Genomic DNA, 17,563 nt, shown 5'->3' with positions numbered 1-17,563 from the left:
TCTCGAGCCTTAGTTAAATAATGTCCAAAAGATGCTGCGAACTAAAAGTCTGCTAAAGTCTCGTGTCCGTTCAAATAAAATGTTTTAACCGGGAACAGTATGGCGGTTTCTACATACCTGTCCAACATCCCAACTTATGCTGCCGCTTTAGTCCGCCATTTCACAATTTCAGCGATATGTAACCCCAAAATTGAAGTATGATTCACTAATTCACCTCATTCATTATCGTTTTTCCTTTTATAACGATTCATTATAAATTTATAAAAATTAACTATTTTTATTATTTATCACACAATGTTAGCATTTTGTTATAAGTTATTTGAAAGGATGAGAGATGAATGGATATGTACTATTCTGAATTCGCAGTATTTGGGCTGGGTCCCATCGGAATTGAAATTCTACGCAGTGCTTATCAAACGAATCCGCAATCGATTATCGGGGTTGTCGATATTGCTCCCGATAAGGTAGGAAAGGATATTGGATTACTTATCCATGAAAAGGAAACGAACAAGTGTGTAGTCTCTCATATACGGGATGTAAATACAGAAGCTGACCACCCTATCGCCCTACACGCAACCGGTTCCGACGCACAACAAGTATGGCCTCAAATCAAAGAGCTGCTAGATCACGGCTTTTCTGTGGTTTCCACCTGTGAACAACTTTCCTTCCCATGGCATCGCTACCCCATACTTGCAAAGGAAATAGATGATTATGCTAAAGCTAAAGGGCTTAGTGTCATTGGGACCGGAATCAATCCAGGTTTCATCATGGATACTATGGCCATTTCATTTACAACAGTATTGACCACGGTTAACCAAATTAAGGTCAATCGTAAAGTAGATGTTTCGAAAAGGCGCCTCCCCTTGCAAAAAAAGGTCGGAATCGGGATGACCAGAGAAGAGTTTGAATTTTTAGCTGAACGGAATAAAATTGGGCATGTAGGTCTTGAGGAGTCTGTCAGGTTGATCGCCTATGGGCTGAATTGGAAACTTTCAAGTGTAACCAATACCATTGAACCAACGATTGCGAGCGAAAATATGACCGTTCCGCTAACTGCCTTAAAACCAGGGGATGTTAATGGGCTTCATCAAATTTCCACTGGCAAGACAGTGGACGGAAAGGAAATTTCCTTGGATTTAACGATGTCTGCAGGTATTAAACAGGAAGATGAAATCGTTATTGAGGGGAACGAAACCCAAAGGTTGATTGTTCCAAACGGCATCTTTGGAGATACCGCAACTGCTGCAATGATTATCAATACCGCTAAGCAAATTGATGCGCTCCGTAAACCAGGTTTACTTACAATGGCTGACATCGGGGTGCCGAGAAATATAAATCAATCACACTTTGTGCGTATGTAACGGCTAACCAACAATCTTGCGATATAGTATTACGATATTGGAAAAGGTGAACCCCGAATGGTTCACCTTTTCGTTTTGGTTCAGCTGAGCATGCCAGCATGACAAAAAACCACCATAAGCGGTGGCTTTACTTCCTATATGTTAGTATGTAGGAATCGACTATCTTATGTAAGTTATCTTATTTCAGAAAAATATATTCCGAAAATGACATGATTTTTCTATTTTCATTTATATGTTTGAGAACCAAGCTTCACGGAAATGGCTTTGGCAGCTTTCGTTACCTTGTCAATCAATTCAGCCAAGCGATCTTCCTGAAATCTTGCTTCAATCCCAGCGACACTAATACCAGCTACTATTTCACCTTTACCATTGAGTATCGGTGCACTCACTGCTTTTGTATAATCCTCAAGTTCTGATGAAGTTATCGTGTAACCATTCATTCTCGCTTCATCCAAAGCGTGACGGAGTTCAGTTTTATCCGTTATCGTTCCAATGGCGATTGGTTTTAATTGAATGCTTCCCAAATAATTTTCACGCTCTTTTTCTGGCAAATACGCTAAGATGATTCGAGAATCCCCAGCATACAATGGCGAACGCCTTCCAATGGATGTATAAAGTCGAACAGGATGCAGGGTGTCCACCTTTTCAATATACATCGCTTCATCCTTATCCCTCACAATTAAATTCACTGCTTCTTCAACATCATCCCGAAGGTCTTTCATGATCGGATAGGCGATTGACCTGATATCCAAACGCTCCCCTACCAGTTGACCAAACTGCAGGAATATCAGTCCAAGTGAATAGTGGCCATCTTCGTCCTTTGTTAAAAACCCCATTTCTTCCAATGATCCCACCATACGGTGTAACGACGTTTTCGGCAAATTGGAAAGTTCCATCATTTCATTAAAGGTCATTTTTGGATGATTTATGAAAAGGGTCAGGATTTGCATGGATTTCACGACCGTTTTGTTATGTGCCTGCATACATTGTCTCCTTTCATGATACATGTTTTCCTTAACTATCATTCTATTATAAAACATGGAAGAAAGGATGTAATGAAAATAACTGTATTCATTGTTTTTCCGTGAATGCTCTGAGTTTATTCTCATTTGATTTTCCGGCATTATTTACAATTTGATCGAATCATTTTATCATCCCGCAAGCCCATGGAACGAGTAATAATGGGAAATGCTGAAGCGTTTAGCGGATTAAGTTACTTGATCATTACTAAAACCCATTCACTACAAAGGCATACTCAAAATTACTTTTGTCCCTTTCCCTTCACGAGAAAGAAGGATGAGGTTTCCGCCGCAAACTCTGGCTCTCTCCTCCATACTGAATAAGCCTACTCCACGGGTAACTTTATCTATATCAAAGCCCTTTCCTTTATCTTCTATTTCTACACGAACTTCTTCCTCTATTTCCTGGATCATCACTGTAGCTTCTTCGGTTTCAGCATACTTCCTAATATTTGTTAATGCCTCTTGAATAATACGGTAAATGGTAATTTCTTTGTTTGCATTCAAACGGCAATTCAAATAGCATTCAAAATGGACCTTGATATGATGATGCTCTAAAAATTGCGCCACTAAAGAGCGTATGGCAGGGAACAGTCCAAGATCATCAAGTACTGATGGCCTTAATTCCCAGGATAGATGCCGGAGTGATTCAATAATTTCGGTCGCTTCATCTTGCATCTGATCTAACAAGGGATGATCCATTTCTGTCTGCAGTCTGTTAATCGTTATGAGGTGGCTGTATAAGTTTTGTCCGATATCATCATGAAGCTCTCGGGAAATGCGTTTTCTTTCTTCTTCCTGCACATCAATGATTTTCCCGGTCATTTTCTGAATCTCTTCTTCCGCAAGCTTACGCTGGGTCACTTCATAACGAATCGCTAAATATTGGTAAGTTTTCTGGAACTCATCAAGAAATGGAACGATTGTCGTATCCACCCAATAATAAGTATTATCCTTGGCCTTATTTTTAATCTCGCCTTTCCATACTTCCCCTGATGATATTGTTTTCCAAAGATTGTTGAAAAACTCTTTCGAATGAAATCCCGAGTTAATAATTCGATGATCCTGTCCGATCAGCTCTTCTTTTGAAAACTTTGAAATCCTGCAAAATTGATCATTGACATATTTGATCGTCCCGCTTTGATCTGTTATTGCTACAATCGAGGAAGCATCCAAAGCAAATTGGAAATCGGCCATTTTATTTACGAATTTCCCCAATTCCTCTAAAACTCGTTTATATTCGGTAATTTCCTTCCGAATTGCCAGGTATTTATAAGGGTTCCCTTTTTCATTTAAGAAAGGGACAATTGTGGTATCGACCCAATAATAAGTTCCATCCTTCGCTTTGTTCTTGATTTCACCCCGCCAAACACTTCCTGATGAAATTGTTCTCCAAAGCTCTTGCATAAATTCCTTTGAATGATAACCTGAATTGATAATTCGGTGGTCCTTCCCGATAAGCTCAGTTGCTGAATATTTGGATACCTCACAAAATTTCTTATTAAAGTTTATTATCTTGCCCTTTTCATCCGTAAATGCAACAATCGTTGATTCATCAAGTGCGTAAATTAAATCAACCAGTTCATTTATCGGATAGGATTGCTGCTGGTTAATCCGTGATTGGTCTTTCACTTTATGGACTACAATTAAGTAATAAAGCTCTTTCGCAAGCTGAAAGGAGTTCACCCTGAAAAAAAGCGAAAAAGCATGACCATCCCGGTGGATCCCCAACTGGTGGATAATCTCCCCTTCCCCGCTGTGCTGCAGGTTTGCCCCTGGTATAAGATTCAGAAGCTTTTCCCCGTTCAATTCATGATGATCATAACCAAAGTTTTCATATACCTGTTGATTCGCAAAAGAGATGACTCCAGATTCATTGACAAGGATTGTCGCATCGCTAGATCCAGGCGTAACCCCTTTTTCCATTTCCAAATGTTTATTCAAGTCCATACATAATCCTCCTTGTTGCCATGTTAAATTGAGCTGTTCAATTCCTTTTCCAGTTTTTTCGCTGCATCAAGGATCTTATGCTGGTCGCTTTCAGAAATAGGCTGAGCTGTTCGTTTACCTACTAATAATACCCCCTTGGGAACACCTTTAAATTGAATCGGAACTGCGAAGGCGCAACTGAGATTTTCCGCAAGCATAATGGGATAATCTAAAGCTTTGCCGTGGATATTATTGGGGAAACCCTCAATTTTCATCGGCGTCCCCGTTGATATGACCCTACCTGCTATTCCTTTTCCATATCTAACAGTTATCCTTTTGTACTTATCATTTCTGTTTCCGGCGGCATAATGCCAGCTTATGTCAGGACCATTTCTGTTTTGTAAGGCAAGGCCTACAAAATCACCATTCATTTCTTCTAATACATGTTCACACGCTTTTTTAAATGGTTGATCCTCTTTCGATTTACTGTCCAAGTTAAATTCCATACCCTAATAACCCCTTTTTTAAAGCGAATGCAACAAGTTCATGCCTTGTTTTCATCTTGAGCTTTTCCATTAGGTTTCCTTTATGGCTTTCAACCGTTTTCACGCTTATGACAAGCTGTCCGGCAATTTCTTTATTGGAAAACCCTTTCGCAATCAACGTAAGTACCTCTTTTTCACGGTCAGACAACAGATTGATAGAATCAGCGGTTCCCTGCTTCACACTGCCTAAATATTCTTCCATTACCCTTTTTGTAGCAGATGGATGAAGGTAAGCATTTCCGTTCGATAATGATCGGATGGCTACCAATAATTCTTCATGGGGTGCACTTTTTAAAATACATCCTGAAGCCCCGGCTTGAATAGTTCTGAACAAATATTCATCATCATCATGCATAGTAAGTATTAATATGGCTACCTCAGGCATTAGTTTTTTTAGTTCGGAAGTAGCCGATAAGCCATCTTTCCCATGAGGCATGCTTAAATCCATGACTACTACATTAGGCTGAAGCTCTAGTGCTCGTTCTATTCCTTCGTTCCCTTCTGAAGCTTCCCCTATGACTTCCATATCAGCATGATTATTTAATAGCATCTTTAAGCCCATTCTTACAACGGCGTGATCATCGCAAAGCAAAATTTTTATCAAAGCTGCTCCCCCTTAGCTTTGTTTGTATATGTATTGTTATAAATGAATATGAAACAACAACGGGGATTGCTCAATTAGCAAACCCCTTGTTTAGTCCATTTTAATATAATGGAAGTGAAATCTCTATAGAAGTACCGTCATCTATTTTTGAAAATATGGTACAATTCCCGCCAATCAAATGCATTCTTTCACACATGGCAGCAAGCCCGCTCAACTTATTCATGGCGGCTTCAACCTCAAACCCTTTCCCTGAATCTTTTATCATAATTAATAACAAGCTTTTTTCCCATTTGAATATTATACTTGCTTTTGTTGTATCAGCATACCTTGCTATATTCACCAATGCTTCTTGGCAGACCCTGAAAAGTGTAATCCTATCTCTATCAGAGATTTGCGATTCAATTCCCAGATTCTCCATCTCAACCTCAATTCCATAGGTTGAAGTGTATATTTTTATGTAGCTTTTTATAGCTGAAATAAGCCCAAAAGTCGTAAGGGTAGGAGGATGCAATTCTACAGCCAAAAGCCTGATTTCTTGTATTGCCTTCTCCAATAGCTGTTTCATATCACCCGCATAGATTTTCATGGCAGGCTGTTCGATTGCCGTTTCAATGAGCTGCATTCCGGAAAAGAGACTGGAAAGGGACTGCCCCACACCTTCATGAAGCTCCATGGCAATTCTTTTAATCTCTTCTTCATGTGTTTGTATGATATAAGAACTGATGTTGTTTTTAAGTGGCTGAGTATTCATTCCCACCCTCCTTCTTCAATAGTCGCTGATTATTGGCCATTCAAAATGCGACATGCTCTCCCGATTACACTTTCGGCAGAGTGGTGAGAACACTGACGTATACCTTCTTTCCCACCAGAGACCTAGCATTAGAACTTCTTGTTCTTGAAAACTACAATTCAGCCTTCAAATCCAATAATTTCATGCGCGCAGTTCATTTTATGCTTTCTTCACTTTATGACTTGAAATGTCACTAAACATTCCGGCATATTGAACAACATCCCCAGCATCATTTTTTATTGCACTAATTGTCAGCCATTGTAGATATTGCTGTCCATCCTTTCGGCTATTCAAGATTTCACCCTGCCAAAATCCATTTATCTCAATGGATTTCCACAAATCCTTATAAAAAGTTTGAGGCTGTTTACCTGACTTAAGTATACTAGGATTCTTTCCAATTACTTCATTTTCCTGATAGCCAGTAATCCTTGTAAACGAAGGGTTTACTGAAATGATTTTACCACTGGTATCGGTGATCAAAATGCCTTCTATTGTATTGTCAATCACTTCTTTGGCAAGGCCCATTTTACCTTGGAAATACATCCAGACTACTAAAATCAAACTTGCAAGGGCAACTTCTGACAATGCCATGAACCCGATTGCATAATGGCCTGTGATATTGAATAACAAGGATAGAATTAACGGCGGGAAAAATCCTCCCAAACCTCCCATTGCGGACACAATTCCATTCACAATACCGGCCTGCTTTTGGAAATACATCGGCACCAGTTTAAAAATAACACCATTTCCTATTCCAGCACAGAGAGCAATACTTAAACAGCCAAATGTGTACCAGCCAATGGATGGAGCAAAGGATAGGATCATTGCTGAAATCGTATAAATTCCAAAAACAAACATGAGCAGAATAAGAGAATGGAAGCGGTCGGCAAGCCACCCGCCAATAGGTCTCATAAGAGTAGCAAGAACAATAAAGCCTGCTGTCCTTACACCTGCATCAACTTTATCTAATCCAAAGTTCGCTACAAGAAAGTTTGGCAGATAAATAGTAAATGCAACAAAAGAACCGAATGTTATAAAGTAAAATAAGCTTAGCAGCCATAGTTTTTCATTTTTGTAGACACCCTTAATTTGTTCTAAAAGCGGTGTCTTTACTCTCAGTTCCTTTTTATCCCCTAATAGGAAGTTACCTGCGATAAATACTGCCAAAATCACAAGATAAAGCTGTACGGTTGTTGACCAGCCAAACTTCGTAGCTACAACAGGTGCTGCAAATGCTGATATAGCCGTTCCGAGGTTTCCTGCACCGTAAATTCCGTTTATAAAGCCATGGCGTTCCTTAGGATAGTACTTCGGTAAAGAGGTTACTCCAACAGAGAATACGGCTCCCCCAATACCAAGAAATAGCCCTCCAATTAACAAATCAGCAAGAGAATCCGCAATACTGATATAATAAACAGGGAATAACAGCGATATAAAGCTAATCAGGAAAATTTTCCTGGCCCCGAACTGATTGGCGTAAAAGCCAAGGGGAATGCGAAGAATAGATCCTAAAATAACTGGAACAGCTGTTACCAGTGCAAGCTGACCATCCGGTATTGCGATATCTTCTTTAATAAAAGGCAGCAGGGACGAAATTAATACCCACACCATAAATCCTACAACGAGGTTTAAGGTTTGTAATGGAAGCTGAATTTTTCTAAACATCCTGACCACTCTCTCTTCTAATTACATATTGTAATCTCGCATTTTCGTCAAAAGCTGACCACTCATTTTCATTTTTAGTCACATTGGATATCAACGGGACAGCGAAAAAATTAATGTCGTCAAAGTAAATACGCAGATGTGTTATATCAGGACAAAGCTTCACCTTAACAATCGTTTTAGAAACGAAAGGAGCTTTACCCTGGCCATCATCATCTAAGATGGCTACACTTGCTTTTTCCGATATTAATGGTTGTATATCTTCTATTTTAATGTGTTCCACAGGTATTGCATCCTCTCTTTGCCGTGTAAACATTCATTTGAAAACCCTGCAAATATTCCCAGAATGTATCTTCTGCATGATTCTCGATAAATTCAATTGTTTCCACTACAGACTCCCAATTGCTCATTCCCTTTACTTCGGCAACTACAATATCGGCCCCATCTATTGACTTTTCATCTAAATACCAGTTAAGACGGACATCTTTAAAAAGGTCTGAAAGGAGCTTATCGATTTCAGCAGCAAAATTTCCAGATGCTTCTTTTACAAAACAAAAATCAAAGTATGTTTCACTGTTCATTTGATTCACGCCTTTTCGTTTTTCGTTTTTTTATAAGTAAATAACGCTAAGGGAAACACCACTATGTTTAATCCCCCAAATATTAAAACATTTACATAATTTTCATAATAATATTGATGAACCATAAATTGGGTAAATACAATATTCATCATAAAGAAGGCACAAAGCAACGCGACACCAATAAACTTAAGCCTCATAACGCTTCACCCTTACTGCGTATACTGCGCCATTTTCAACTTTCACTTGAATTTCAGGCAGGGGCCTTCTTGGCGGACCGGCAGTTGGAGCACCTGTTTCAACATCAAATTTTCCATGATGACAAGGACAAACCATCTCTCCTTCTTCCTTCACCCAGAAAACCGGGCAACGAAGATGTGTGCATGCATTTTGGTAAGCTACGTATTTCGTTTCAGACAATCTGATCAAAATAGCATCATCATGATCACCTGGAAATTTAAACTCTACTGCGTCACCAATTGCAATTTTGCTTACATCTGTGATTTTTTTGTGGGGATACTCCTTCGCCCCAAGACCCATCAATTCTTTAGCCGCTACCGCTCCCCAAGGAAGGGAGGAAATTGCGAATACACCAGCAGCTCCCACTAATGTTTTCATGAACCCACGTCTGTCGAGCTTTCTTTCATTATTCCGTTCAATATTATGGGTGTAATTATCTTCATTAAAGGGAATTTTATTATTTTTATCTGACGGCATCTTAATCCCTCCTAAAATAGCTTCGTTATCCCCTGTAAAATACCAGGCAAATTTAATTTAACGTTCGTTTCACCTTCAAGATACGGCAGGCTAGTCACCCATTTTCCATTATCTAGATTAAATTGTTTTTTTCTATTTCCAATTTCCTCATCAGTGAGCCACTGAAGTGTATTGGATGGACAAACACTTGCACACATTGGCGGGATACTGTCTTTTGTCCGGTCGATACATAAATCGCATTTGTACATTAAGTTTTGTTCAGTGTCAAATTTTGGTATTCCGTATGGACAAGCAATCGTACAGTTTTGGCAGCCAATACATTTTTCAACGAGAGCTGATAAGACGGCCCCTGTCTCATGTATTTGGATTGCCTGGGCTGGACAGCTTCTTGCACAGGCCGGATTCACACAATGAAGGCACATTAGAGGCATGGTTTGCCGATTAACCATAGGGTTTACATCGTAAACATAGTTTCTGTTCCGTTCTTCATGCCCTCCGCATTGTGTACATGCTGCAAGGCATGAACGGCATCCTATACAGTTTTCAAGTTCTAAGTACAGCCTCTTTTTCATTTATTGCACCTTCTTTATTTCAACTTTTTCCAATTGAGCAGCACATGCCTTATATTCCGGCATACGGGAGATCGGATCGAGTGCTGCAATGGTTAATAGATTGATAGATTGCTCGTGACCAAAGTGGTACGGAACAAATACAGTATCTTTACGAATTGCTTCTGTAATTTTCACTTTATAGATTGCCTCGCCTCTTCGGGTATGTAGGCGGACTCTTTCTTCATGTTCAATATTGTATTTTTTTGCTGTTTCCGGATGTACTTCGACGTATGGCTCCGGGCACATATCACGCAGGAACTGGATTCTTCTCGTCTGGTTTCCAGATAAGTAGTGGTAAACGACACGCCCGGTTGTTAAACGAAGTGGATATTTTTCATCTGGCTCCTCAGCAGGGGGGCGGTAAGGAAGCGCACAAATTTTCGCTTTGCCGTCTGCGTGATAGAATTTCTTATCCAGGAACATATGCGGCGTTCCCATATCATTTTCATCCTTACAAGGCCAAAATACTCCGTCCTGTTTATCGATTTTATCCCATGTAGCACCATAATAATCGGCATATCCCCCTTTACTAGCCAGTCTGAATTCATCAGCTATATCTTTTGCTGTTTTCAAATGGGAAAAGTATTTTCCTCTTCCAAGACGTTCTGCAAGTTCTACTTGTATTTGCCAATCGGGCTTAGATTCACCGATTGGTTCTTGTGCCTTATTTATCTTAATAATTCTTCCTTCAAGGTTTGTAACTGTTCCTTCATCTTCTGACCACGTTACTGATGGCAGGATCACATCCGCAAACTCTGCTGATTCAGAAAGATAGAAGTCCGAACACAACATAAAATCAAGATTTTTCATCGCACTTCGGACGAAATTTAGATTCGGCGCAGATACTGCAGGATTAGAACATAGCAGATACAATCCGCGAATCGTTTTTTGTTCCATCAGTTCAAACATTTCATAAGCAGAAACACCCGGCTGAGGCATTTCTTCCGGAGTAATTTTCCATACTTTACAAACTTCTTCAACATGTTTAGGATTTGTAATTTTACGGTATCCTGGCAATAAATCCGCTTTCTGGCCATGTTCCCGTCCACCCTGTCCGTTGCCTTGACCAGTGAATGTTGCTACACCAGACTTCGGACGGCCAATCTTACCTGTTACAAGCGCCATGTTTGTATATCCAGATACATTGTCAACACCCTTATGCTGCTGTTCAATTCCACGGGCAAACATGACAACTGCATTCGGTGCTTTTCCATAAATCTCTGCTGCGCGAATAATTTTTTCAGGTGCCACACCTGTAAGCTCACTCGTATATTCCAATGTGAATTTTTGTACAAGCTCTTTTGTTTCTTCAAATCCGTTTGTATGATTATTAATAAACTCTTCGTCAGCATAACCATTTTGGATTAATAAATTTAAGATTCCATTAGCAAGGGCAAGATCCGTTCCCGGTTTCAGGTCAAGGTGCACATCTGCTCTTCTCGCAATAGGTGTTTCCCGGGGATCCACCACGATAATGTAACCTCCTCTTTCTTGAACGTTCCAGACTCGGAACATAGAAGTTGGATGACATTCTGCTGTGTTGCTTCCTGCAATAAATAAGCAATCTGTTTCATGAATATCTGTCCAGGGTAATGTTGAACCTCTATCTACGCCGAATGAACGAAGGAATCCTCCGGCCGCACTTGACATACAAAATCGGCCATTATAGTCAATGTAGCGTGTTCCAAGAGCCACACGTGCAAATTTTCCTGTTAAATAGCATTTTTCATTTGTCATTGATACGCCGCTGAAAACGGATAATGTATTTTTTCCATATTTATTTTGAAGCTCACTGAACTTTTTCACGATTAAATCATACGCTTCATTCCAGCTTGCTTCACGGAAGCCTTCCTTGGTTCCTTTTAATGATGCATCATCACGAATAAGCGGTTTTAAAATACGATCGTCATGATTTGTCTGCTGGTAAGCTGTAACCCCTTTTGGACACATTTTTCCAACCGTTACAGGCCAGTCATAACGTGGTTCAACCCCAATAATTTTATTTGTCGCTACATTTACCCTTAAATTCATTCCGCACTGCATTCCACAATATGCACAATGCGTTTTGACCAATGATTCATTCGGGTGTATCACATTCTCTACTTCTTTATATAACTTATCCCTTTGCATTCTGGTTTGCCTCCTTAACTTTTACCTCATGGATAGGGAAACCGGAAAATTGAGCAATCCGGTATTTTCTACGGCAAGGTAGGCACATTTCAGCGAGATGGTGGCCTTCCTTCGTTTGGAATTCGATATTGTTCACGCCGAGAACCTCTACGACATCTTTTGATTGTTCTGTTGAAACAAACTCATCACCACATACTTTGCATCCTTTCATGGATTTTTCCGCGTAATGCTCTCTATAGTTTCTTGCTAAAACACTCATTGGGCGAAAAGGTATGTGCGCAAGTTTTCCGAACGGAAGATAAATCAATGTAATAATGACTGACCATTGGTGAATCAAGGACATAGCTGGCTGTCCTGCACCGTGCATAAAGATGTTCATAAACGTTAGTGCCAATCCTGTAATGCTGACTAATAACAACATAAATAATGGAAGGAAGTCATAGATGAATTTTTGTTCTGCTCTTGCCTGCATATTTTTCAAGCGGCGGTATAGAGCCATGCATACTCCGGAAATGACCATCACTGCTGTAATGTTCAGTGCGTTATATGATAACGTCGCAATAAGCCCATCAGCTGGTACTGTCATTACCTGGATCCCCATTGCGATGATGTTGTAGTAACCGTTGTCGTCCATTGTGAAGTACATCCATCCAAATACTAGAGGAAAAGTCACGAAGCAGGAAAGAATGCAGCCCCAGCCCATTAGAACGTGCTGAGTCCATCGGTAAATTCCCCTATTCCAGATGAAATTGTATGTTGCTAAATGGTCAACTGATGTTTTGGGCGTTGATTTTCTAAATAGAAGTTTGATGCCCTTTTTTATAAAAATCTTTGTTGGCGGCCTTTCTCCCCATGCGATAAATCTGTAAAAGAACCCCCCAATAAAAATAATCGTCCCCACCATATAGCCATAAAGGTTTAAATCTACGTGTGTAAACATTCTCGTACCAATAAACGATAAGAATACAAGTCCGCAAACTGCTAGAAACATAGACTTAGCAAAATGTGATGCAAAAGCATTATCAATCGATTTTCCTGTTTTTTGATTTGCTGCGACTTTTGCCTGCATTACTATTCCTCCTCATTACAAACAATTACCATACCCTTATTGTAAGAGCTGCCCCGATTTTTCCATATCGGGGGACTTCCCTATCCTAAGGGGAAAATTCCCCTATCTTTTAAAATAAAAAAAACAGTTCTGATGTGCAGAACTGCCTGTACTATATTTCAATGTATAAGTTTTCTCTTTTCCAGTTTTTATATTTTATTTTGCAATGTAGGAAATGCTGATAGAAGTTTTTCTAGATGTTAGTATGATTAAGGTATGTTTGTTGTTTTTGCAGTCTTTGCATATGATAAAATCGATTACCGAAAACAAATGTTTTTTAATGAAAATAAGTATAAAGAGGTGAAATTATTGAGACATAATCTCACAAAAAGATATTAGTATTCAAGATTTTTATAGACTGAAAGAAGAACTGCACATACATAGTAAAATGGGATAGAGAATTCTGATAGATCGAAACATTTAATCAGATAGGAGCGATAAAAATCCACATAGAAATTCAACGGTTAATACTAAGCTTAAACGCAAGATAAAGTAATTCTTGATACAGTCATTAAAGAAAATACTTGTTGGAGTCACATCAGCCATCAAGTATTAAGGTAAAATAAAACAACAATTTATTTGAAAAACTGCCTTGAGAAAATAAATAGAGGCTCCATCTTTCACTTATTATTTATGAACAAAAAAGAAAGTACCCTTTTAATAAGAGTACTCTCTTCCTTTTGTTACTTCTTGATGAAGTAACTATATTACATGCTGTTTTTTAGAGCTAATGAAATCGAAACCTTTAAATCTTTTAATTGTTGTTCTTTTTGAAGGAAATGCTGCTCGGCTTCTTTTAAGGTTACTCGTGAAAATTGAATAGCTTCCCCTGGTTTGACCTGAGCAATTAATGGTAAATCTGCAGTAATCACTTGAGCTATCTTAGGATACCCTCCCGTTGTTTGGCTATCCGCAAGAAGAATGATAGGGTTTCCATCAGGAGGAACTTGAACAGACCCGTTAGTTACTGCTTCAGACAATAGCTCACTTTTATCCTGTAACTCTAACAAAGGACCTGATATTCTATAGCCCATACGATCAGATTGGTTTGAAACTTTAAACAAATTCTCTGCAAAACTAACTTTACTAGAGTCCGTAAAATAATCGTACTGGCTTCCATCTATGAAACGAATAACTGGCATGCGACTTGGCATAAACTCCTTTTCATTGACAAACCACTTTGGAGCGATAAACGCTTCTTTAAACTCCCGGTTATCTAGAATCGTAGAAGTTTCATTAAAATCCACAACATCATCTACTTTTAATGCTCTTCCCTTATAGCCCCCAATTTCCCCTCTTAGATATGTACTTTTACTATTCATAACTGTAGAAATAGCGTATCCTCCCGCTACAGACAAATAAGTCCTACAACCTGATTTACATCCCACGAATCGAAGAATAGAGCCTTTTTTTACATAAACAGGCTTCCACATTGGAACAGCTTGACTGTCAATAGTAGGTGATAAATTTCCACCTGTTATCGCGATCAAGCAATTTTTTTCTATTTTAAGAGTCGGACCCATTAACGTAATTTCCATGGCCGCTTCACCTTCTTTATTGCCAACTAACATATTGGCAATTCTTAGGGAATATGCATCCATTGCGCCGCTTACAATCACTCCATGTTGCTGAAACCCTTTTCTTCCAAGATCCTGAATACTAGTTAATAATCCCGGTTTGATTACACGCAGGCTCACTGTAACCCCTCCTTAAGAATAATTTCATTATACTCTTGATTAGAAATTGGATGGAATTTCACAATGTCTCCTGCTTGTAATAGGCTTGGAGGATTTACATCTGGTAAGAATAGTTTGGTTGGCGTTTGTCCAATTAATTGCCACCCTCCAGGCGTAGATATTGGATATACACCCGTTTGCATACCTGCAATTCCAACTGCTCCTGTTGGTATGGTCATTCTAGGAGAAGATCGTCTAGGTGTTGCAATTTTTTCTGATAGTCCACCGAGAAACGGAAAACCTGGAGCAAATCCAATCATATAGGCTAAGTACTCACCATTTGAATGAATATGGATGACTTCATCAGTAGTTAAATTATTATAACGAGCTACATATTCCAAATCCGGGCCATATTCCCCCCCATAACATACAGGAATAGAAACAGTTCGATGTGTCAGCTTTTTATCTTCTTTTAACCACTGTAGTTTCCTTTCCATGATAGAACGAACCACTTCATATGGAGAAATAAATTCATCATTATTGCTTTGTTTTTGTTTCTTATAGATAACTAGAGGATCATAAAAAACTGTCAAATTTGTAAAAGCCGGCACACATTCTATAAATCCAACAAAAGGTTCATCTTCAAGCAAATCCATAAACATTTTAATTTTTTTGTGAATGTCGTATTTAATTTCATTCCCAAATGTAATCACGATTGCGGAATCGCCTAAGGGAGACAGTATGCATGTAGTTTTATTCAAAAGCTTTTCCGGCATAGAACTCAACTCTTTCTGTTAGTAATATTATAAAACGCCTAATTTTTCATCACGAATGTCCGTTATAAACATATGTCCTGGTGCATGCGTAATCATAATCGCCGGTTTTGTTTCCATTGCGATAGATTGAGGCGTTACTCCACAAGCCCAGAAGACCGGCATTTCTCCTTCACGAATCGTTACTGCATCACCAAAATCAGGTTGCTGTATGTTAGAAACACCAATCGCCTCCGGATCTCCAATATGGATTGGACCACCATGAACAGCAGGAAAACGCGATGTAACTTGAGCCGCTCGCACCACATCTTTCTGAGGAATCGGACGCATGCTCGCTACCATTTTCCCGTGAAATATCCCTGCTTCAACACATGAAATATTCGTTTTATACATCGGTACATTACAGTTCTCTTCAATATGACGAATGGAAATATCGTTGTTTAAAAGGGCATGTTCAAATGTAAAGCTGCAACCGATTAAAAACCCAACCATATCATCTTCCCAATAATCTGAAATATCCGTTACTTCTTCTATTAATTCACCATATTTATATATCCGGTATTTTGGAATATCTGTACGTATATCACCAGACTGTGCAGCAAATTTAGGAATAGGAGAACCAATTTCTGTTACGTCTAGAAGTGGACAAGACTTAGGATTACGCTGACAAAACAATAAAAAATCAAAAGCATGCTCTTTTTTTAAGATGGCCAAGTTTGCTTGTGCATATCCGTTTGCCATTCCAGCAGTTGGCTTAATCAATTCATTGTTGCGGATCATTGCGCGCAATTCAGCCGGGGTAGCTTGAGAAAGATCGATCATTAATATTCATCTCCTATTAAGAACTGGGAGTCAGTGACAAACTAGCACGCCACTTCCACCCCGTTTTATTGATGTATCATTAAAAAAGAGCGGGCAGTTGTTTCATTAATGTATATACGCCCATTAACGCCATGATGATTACCACAAATACACCGGAAATCGTCAACCATAAAGGATGTTTATAATCACCCACAATATTCTTCTTATATGCCGCAATTAAAAGTGTACCAAGTGCAATTGGTAAAATCAGACCATTAATTGCCCCTACTACAAGCAGTACTTTAACCGGTTGACCAATTAATAGAAAGCAAATGGTCGATACGACTATAAAGCCAATGATAATCCAGTTAGCCTTTTTATTTATTTTTTCGCTGAATGTTCTGATAAACGAAACAGAAGTATATGCAGCACCAACTACTGATGTGATTGCTGCAGCCCACATAACAATACCAAACATTTTATAGCCTACATTTCCAGCAGCAAGTTGAAAAACGGATGCCGCAGGGTTTTCTGAATCAATTTGCAAGCCTTTAGATACAACACCTAGAACTGCTAAAAATAATGCAACTCGCATAACTGTGGTTATTAAAATACCCATTACTGAACTCTTTGTTACTTGTGGCAGTGCTCCGACACCTTTCACTCCTGCATCCAATAGACGATGACCGCCAGCAAATGTAATATAGCCACCCACAGATCCCCCAACTAATGTAACGATTGCGATAATATCAATCTTATCAGGTGCAAATGTCTTCACTACTGCTTCTCCAACTGGAGGAGAAGTTGTCCATGCAACATATATCATCAAACAGATCATAAAAAAGCCTGCAATTTGTGTAAAGCGGTCCATCGCTTTTCCTGCTTCTTTTACTACAAATATTAATACTGCAATAACTGCACTAATTGCTGCTCCAGTTGTTGGGGAAATTCCAATCATCGCATTTAGACCAAGTCCAGCTCCTGCGATGTTCCCTATATTAAATGCTAGCCCCCCCATAACTATGAGTGCCGCTAGAACATAACCTAGTCCTGGAAGAACCATGTTTGCAATCTCTTGTCCTCGTTTTTCAGATACAGCAATAATGCGCCATACATTTGTTTGTGCAAAAATATCAAGAATAACTGAAATAAGGATAACAAACCCAAAACTTGCTGCAAGACTTTGGGTATAAACAGTTGTCTGCATTAAAAAACCTGGTCCTATGGCTGATGTTGCCATAAGAAATGCTGCACCTAGC

At 39.2% G+C, this 17,563-nt stretch carries 17 protein-coding genes; 1 reads left to right on the top strand and 16 read right to left on the bottom strand.

From position 1 onward, the window contains the following. The first annotated feature begins 338 nt into the window (after positions 1-338). Positions 339-1,361, top strand: a complete 1,023-nt coding sequence (locus ACSR9O_RS06180) for an NAD(P)H-dependent amine dehydrogenase family protein (protein WP_260357464.1) — start codon at positions 339-341, stop codon at positions 1,359-1,361. 224 nt (positions 1,362-1,585) lie between these two features. Here ACSR9O_RS06180 and ACSR9O_RS06175 read toward each other — a convergent pair whose 3' ends face one another. The 16 genes from ACSR9O_RS06175 to ACSR9O_RS06100 form a co-directional block, all read right to left on the bottom strand. Continuing rightward, positions 1,586-2,344, bottom strand: a complete 759-nt coding sequence (locus tag ACSR9O_RS06175; RefSeq protein WP_491724137.1) for an IclR family transcriptional regulator — start codon at positions 2,342-2,344, stop codon at positions 1,586-1,588. Positions 2,345-2,602: 258 nt separating this feature from the next. Continuing rightward, entirely contained in the window at positions 2,603-4,330 is a 1,728-nt protein-coding gene (locus ACSR9O_RS06170; protein ID WP_491724136.1) for a sensor histidine kinase, read from the bottom strand. Positions 4,331-4,353: 23 nt separating this feature from the next. Further along, a complete protein-coding gene (locus ACSR9O_RS06165) occupies positions 4,354-4,815 on the bottom strand; it encodes a GAF domain-containing protein (protein WP_260357462.1) in 462 nt (153 codons plus the stop codon). Beyond that, positions 4,805-5,458: a response regulator transcription factor gene (locus ACSR9O_RS06160; RefSeq protein WP_101221836.1), complete on the bottom strand. Its 654-nt coding sequence runs from the start codon at positions 5,456-5,458 to the stop codon at positions 4,805-4,807. The genes ACSR9O_RS06165 and ACSR9O_RS06160 overlap by 11 nt, the downstream gene beginning before the upstream one ends. A gap of 100 nt (positions 5,459-5,558) precedes the next feature. Then, positions 5,559-6,209, bottom strand: coding sequence for a sensor histidine kinase (locus ACSR9O_RS06155; protein ID WP_260357460.1), 651 nt, complete (start codon positions 6,207-6,209; stop codon positions 5,559-5,561). Positions 6,210-6,407: 198 nt separating this feature from the next. After that, a complete protein-coding gene (locus tag ACSR9O_RS06150) occupies positions 6,408-7,913 on the bottom strand; it encodes a nitrate/nitrite transporter (protein WP_491724135.1) in 1,506 nt (501 codons plus the stop codon). Beyond that, positions 7,906-8,193 carry a hypothetical protein gene (locus tag ACSR9O_RS06145; RefSeq protein WP_101221833.1) on the bottom strand — a complete coding sequence of 96 codons (288 nt, stop codon included), beginning with the start codon at positions 8,191-8,193 and terminating at the stop codon, positions 7,906-7,908. Before ACSR9O_RS06145 ends, ACSR9O_RS06150 begins: the two co-directional genes overlap by 8 nt. Further along, entirely contained in the window at positions 8,180-8,491 is a 312-nt protein-coding gene (locus ACSR9O_RS06140) for a hypothetical protein (RefSeq protein WP_063233471.1), read from the bottom strand. The genes ACSR9O_RS06145 and ACSR9O_RS06140 overlap by 14 nt, the downstream gene beginning before the upstream one ends. 186 nt (positions 8,492-8,677) lie before the next feature. Beyond that, positions 8,678-9,205 (bottom strand): Rieske (2Fe-2S) protein, encoded by a 528-nt coding sequence (locus ACSR9O_RS06135; RefSeq protein WP_491724134.1) that lies wholly within the window; start codon positions 9,203-9,205, stop codon positions 8,678-8,680. A gap of 11 nt (positions 9,206-9,216) precedes the next feature. Further along, on the bottom strand, positions 9,217-9,777 hold the full coding sequence (locus ACSR9O_RS06130) for a 4Fe-4S dicluster domain-containing protein (protein WP_491724133.1): 561 nt from the start codon (positions 9,775-9,777) through the stop codon (positions 9,217-9,219). Next, positions 9,778-11,946, bottom strand: a complete 2,169-nt coding sequence (locus tag ACSR9O_RS06125) for a molybdopterin oxidoreductase family protein (protein WP_491724132.1) — start codon at positions 11,944-11,946, stop codon at positions 9,778-9,780. Then, the gene (locus ACSR9O_RS06120; protein ID WP_491724131.1) at positions 11,933-13,015 is read right to left on the bottom strand and encodes a hypothetical protein; all 1,083 of its coding nucleotides are present in this window, start codon (positions 13,013-13,015) and stop codon (positions 11,933-11,935) included. Before ACSR9O_RS06120 ends, ACSR9O_RS06125 begins: the two co-directional genes overlap by 14 nt. Before the next feature lie 746 nt (positions 13,016-13,761). Then, positions 13,762-14,751: a 5-oxoprolinase subunit C family protein gene (locus ACSR9O_RS06115; RefSeq protein ID WP_101221828.1), complete on the bottom strand. Its 990-nt coding sequence runs from the start codon at positions 14,749-14,751 to the stop codon at positions 13,762-13,764. Next, positions 14,748-15,506 carry a 5-oxoprolinase subunit PxpB gene (pxpB, locus tag ACSR9O_RS06110; RefSeq protein ID WP_063233465.1) on the bottom strand — a complete coding sequence of 253 codons (759 nt, stop codon included), beginning with the start codon at positions 15,504-15,506 and terminating at the stop codon, positions 14,748-14,750. The genes ACSR9O_RS06115 and pxpB overlap by 4 nt, the downstream gene beginning before the upstream one ends. A gap of 27 nt (positions 15,507-15,533) precedes the next feature. After that, the gene (locus ACSR9O_RS06105; RefSeq protein WP_260357456.1) at positions 15,534-16,325 is read right to left on the bottom strand and encodes a putative hydro-lyase; all 792 of its coding nucleotides are present in this window, start codon (positions 16,323-16,325) and stop codon (positions 15,534-15,536) included. Between the two features lie 79 nt (positions 16,326-16,404). After that, positions 16,405-17,544, bottom strand: a complete 1,140-nt coding sequence (locus tag ACSR9O_RS06100; protein ID WP_094246674.1) for an NRAMP family divalent metal transporter — start codon at positions 17,542-17,544, stop codon at positions 16,405-16,407. Positions 17,545-17,563 lie beyond the last annotated feature (19 nt).

The organism is Peribacillus sp. B65 (genome assembly GCF_058513295.1).
Note: the sequence above shows the minus strand (reverse complement) of the source record. Positions and strands in the feature narration are given on the sequence as shown.

Coding starts and splice junctions, on each gene's coding strand:
- ACSR9O_RS06130 (WP_491724133.1), bottom strand. CDS start 9,777: ATGAAAAAGAGGCTGTACTTAGAACTTGAAAACTGTATAGGATGCCGT.
- ACSR9O_RS06165 (WP_260357462.1), bottom strand. CDS start 4,815: ATGGAATTTAACTTGGACAGTAAATCGAAAGAGGATCAACCATTTAAA.
- ACSR9O_RS06175 (WP_491724137.1), bottom strand. CDS start 2,344: ATGCAGGCACATAACAAAACGGTCGTGAAATCCATGCAAATCCTGACC.
- ACSR9O_RS06125 (WP_491724132.1), bottom strand. CDS start 11,946: ATGCAAAGGGATAAGTTATATAAAGAAGTAGAGAATGTGATACACCCG.
- ACSR9O_RS06180 (WP_260357464.1), top strand. CDS start 339: ATGGATATGTACTATTCTGAATTCGCAGTATTTGGGCTGGGTCCCATC.
- ACSR9O_RS06140 (WP_063233471.1), bottom strand. CDS start 8,491: ATGAACAGTGAAACATACTTTGATTTTTGTTTTGTAAAAGAAGCATCT.
- ACSR9O_RS06150 (WP_491724135.1), bottom strand. CDS start 7,913: ATGTTTAGAAAAATTCAGCTTCCATTACAAACCTTAAACCTCGTTGTA.
- ACSR9O_RS06120 (WP_491724131.1), bottom strand. CDS start 13,015: ATGCAGGCAAAAGTCGCAGCAAATCAAAAAACAGGAAAATCGATTGAT.
- ACSR9O_RS06100 (WP_094246674.1), bottom strand. CDS start 17,544: ATGGCAACATCAGCCATAGGACCAGGTTTTTTAATGCAGACAACTGTT.
- pxpB (WP_063233465.1), bottom strand. CDS start 15,506: ATGCCGGAAAAGCTTTTGAATAAAACTACATGCATACTGTCTCCCTTA.
- ACSR9O_RS06105 (WP_260357456.1), bottom strand. CDS start 16,325: ATGATCGATCTTTCTCAAGCTACCCCGGCTGAATTGCGCGCAATGATC.
- ACSR9O_RS06170 (WP_491724136.1), bottom strand. CDS start 4,330: ATGGACTTGAATAAACATTTGGAAATGGAAAAAGGGGTTACGCCTGGA.
- ACSR9O_RS06155 (WP_260357460.1), bottom strand. CDS start 6,209: ATGAATACTCAGCCACTTAAAAACAACATCAGTTCTTATATCATACAA.
- ACSR9O_RS06135 (WP_491724134.1), bottom strand. CDS start 9,205: ATGCCGTCAGATAAAAATAATAAAATTCCCTTTAATGAAGATAATTAC.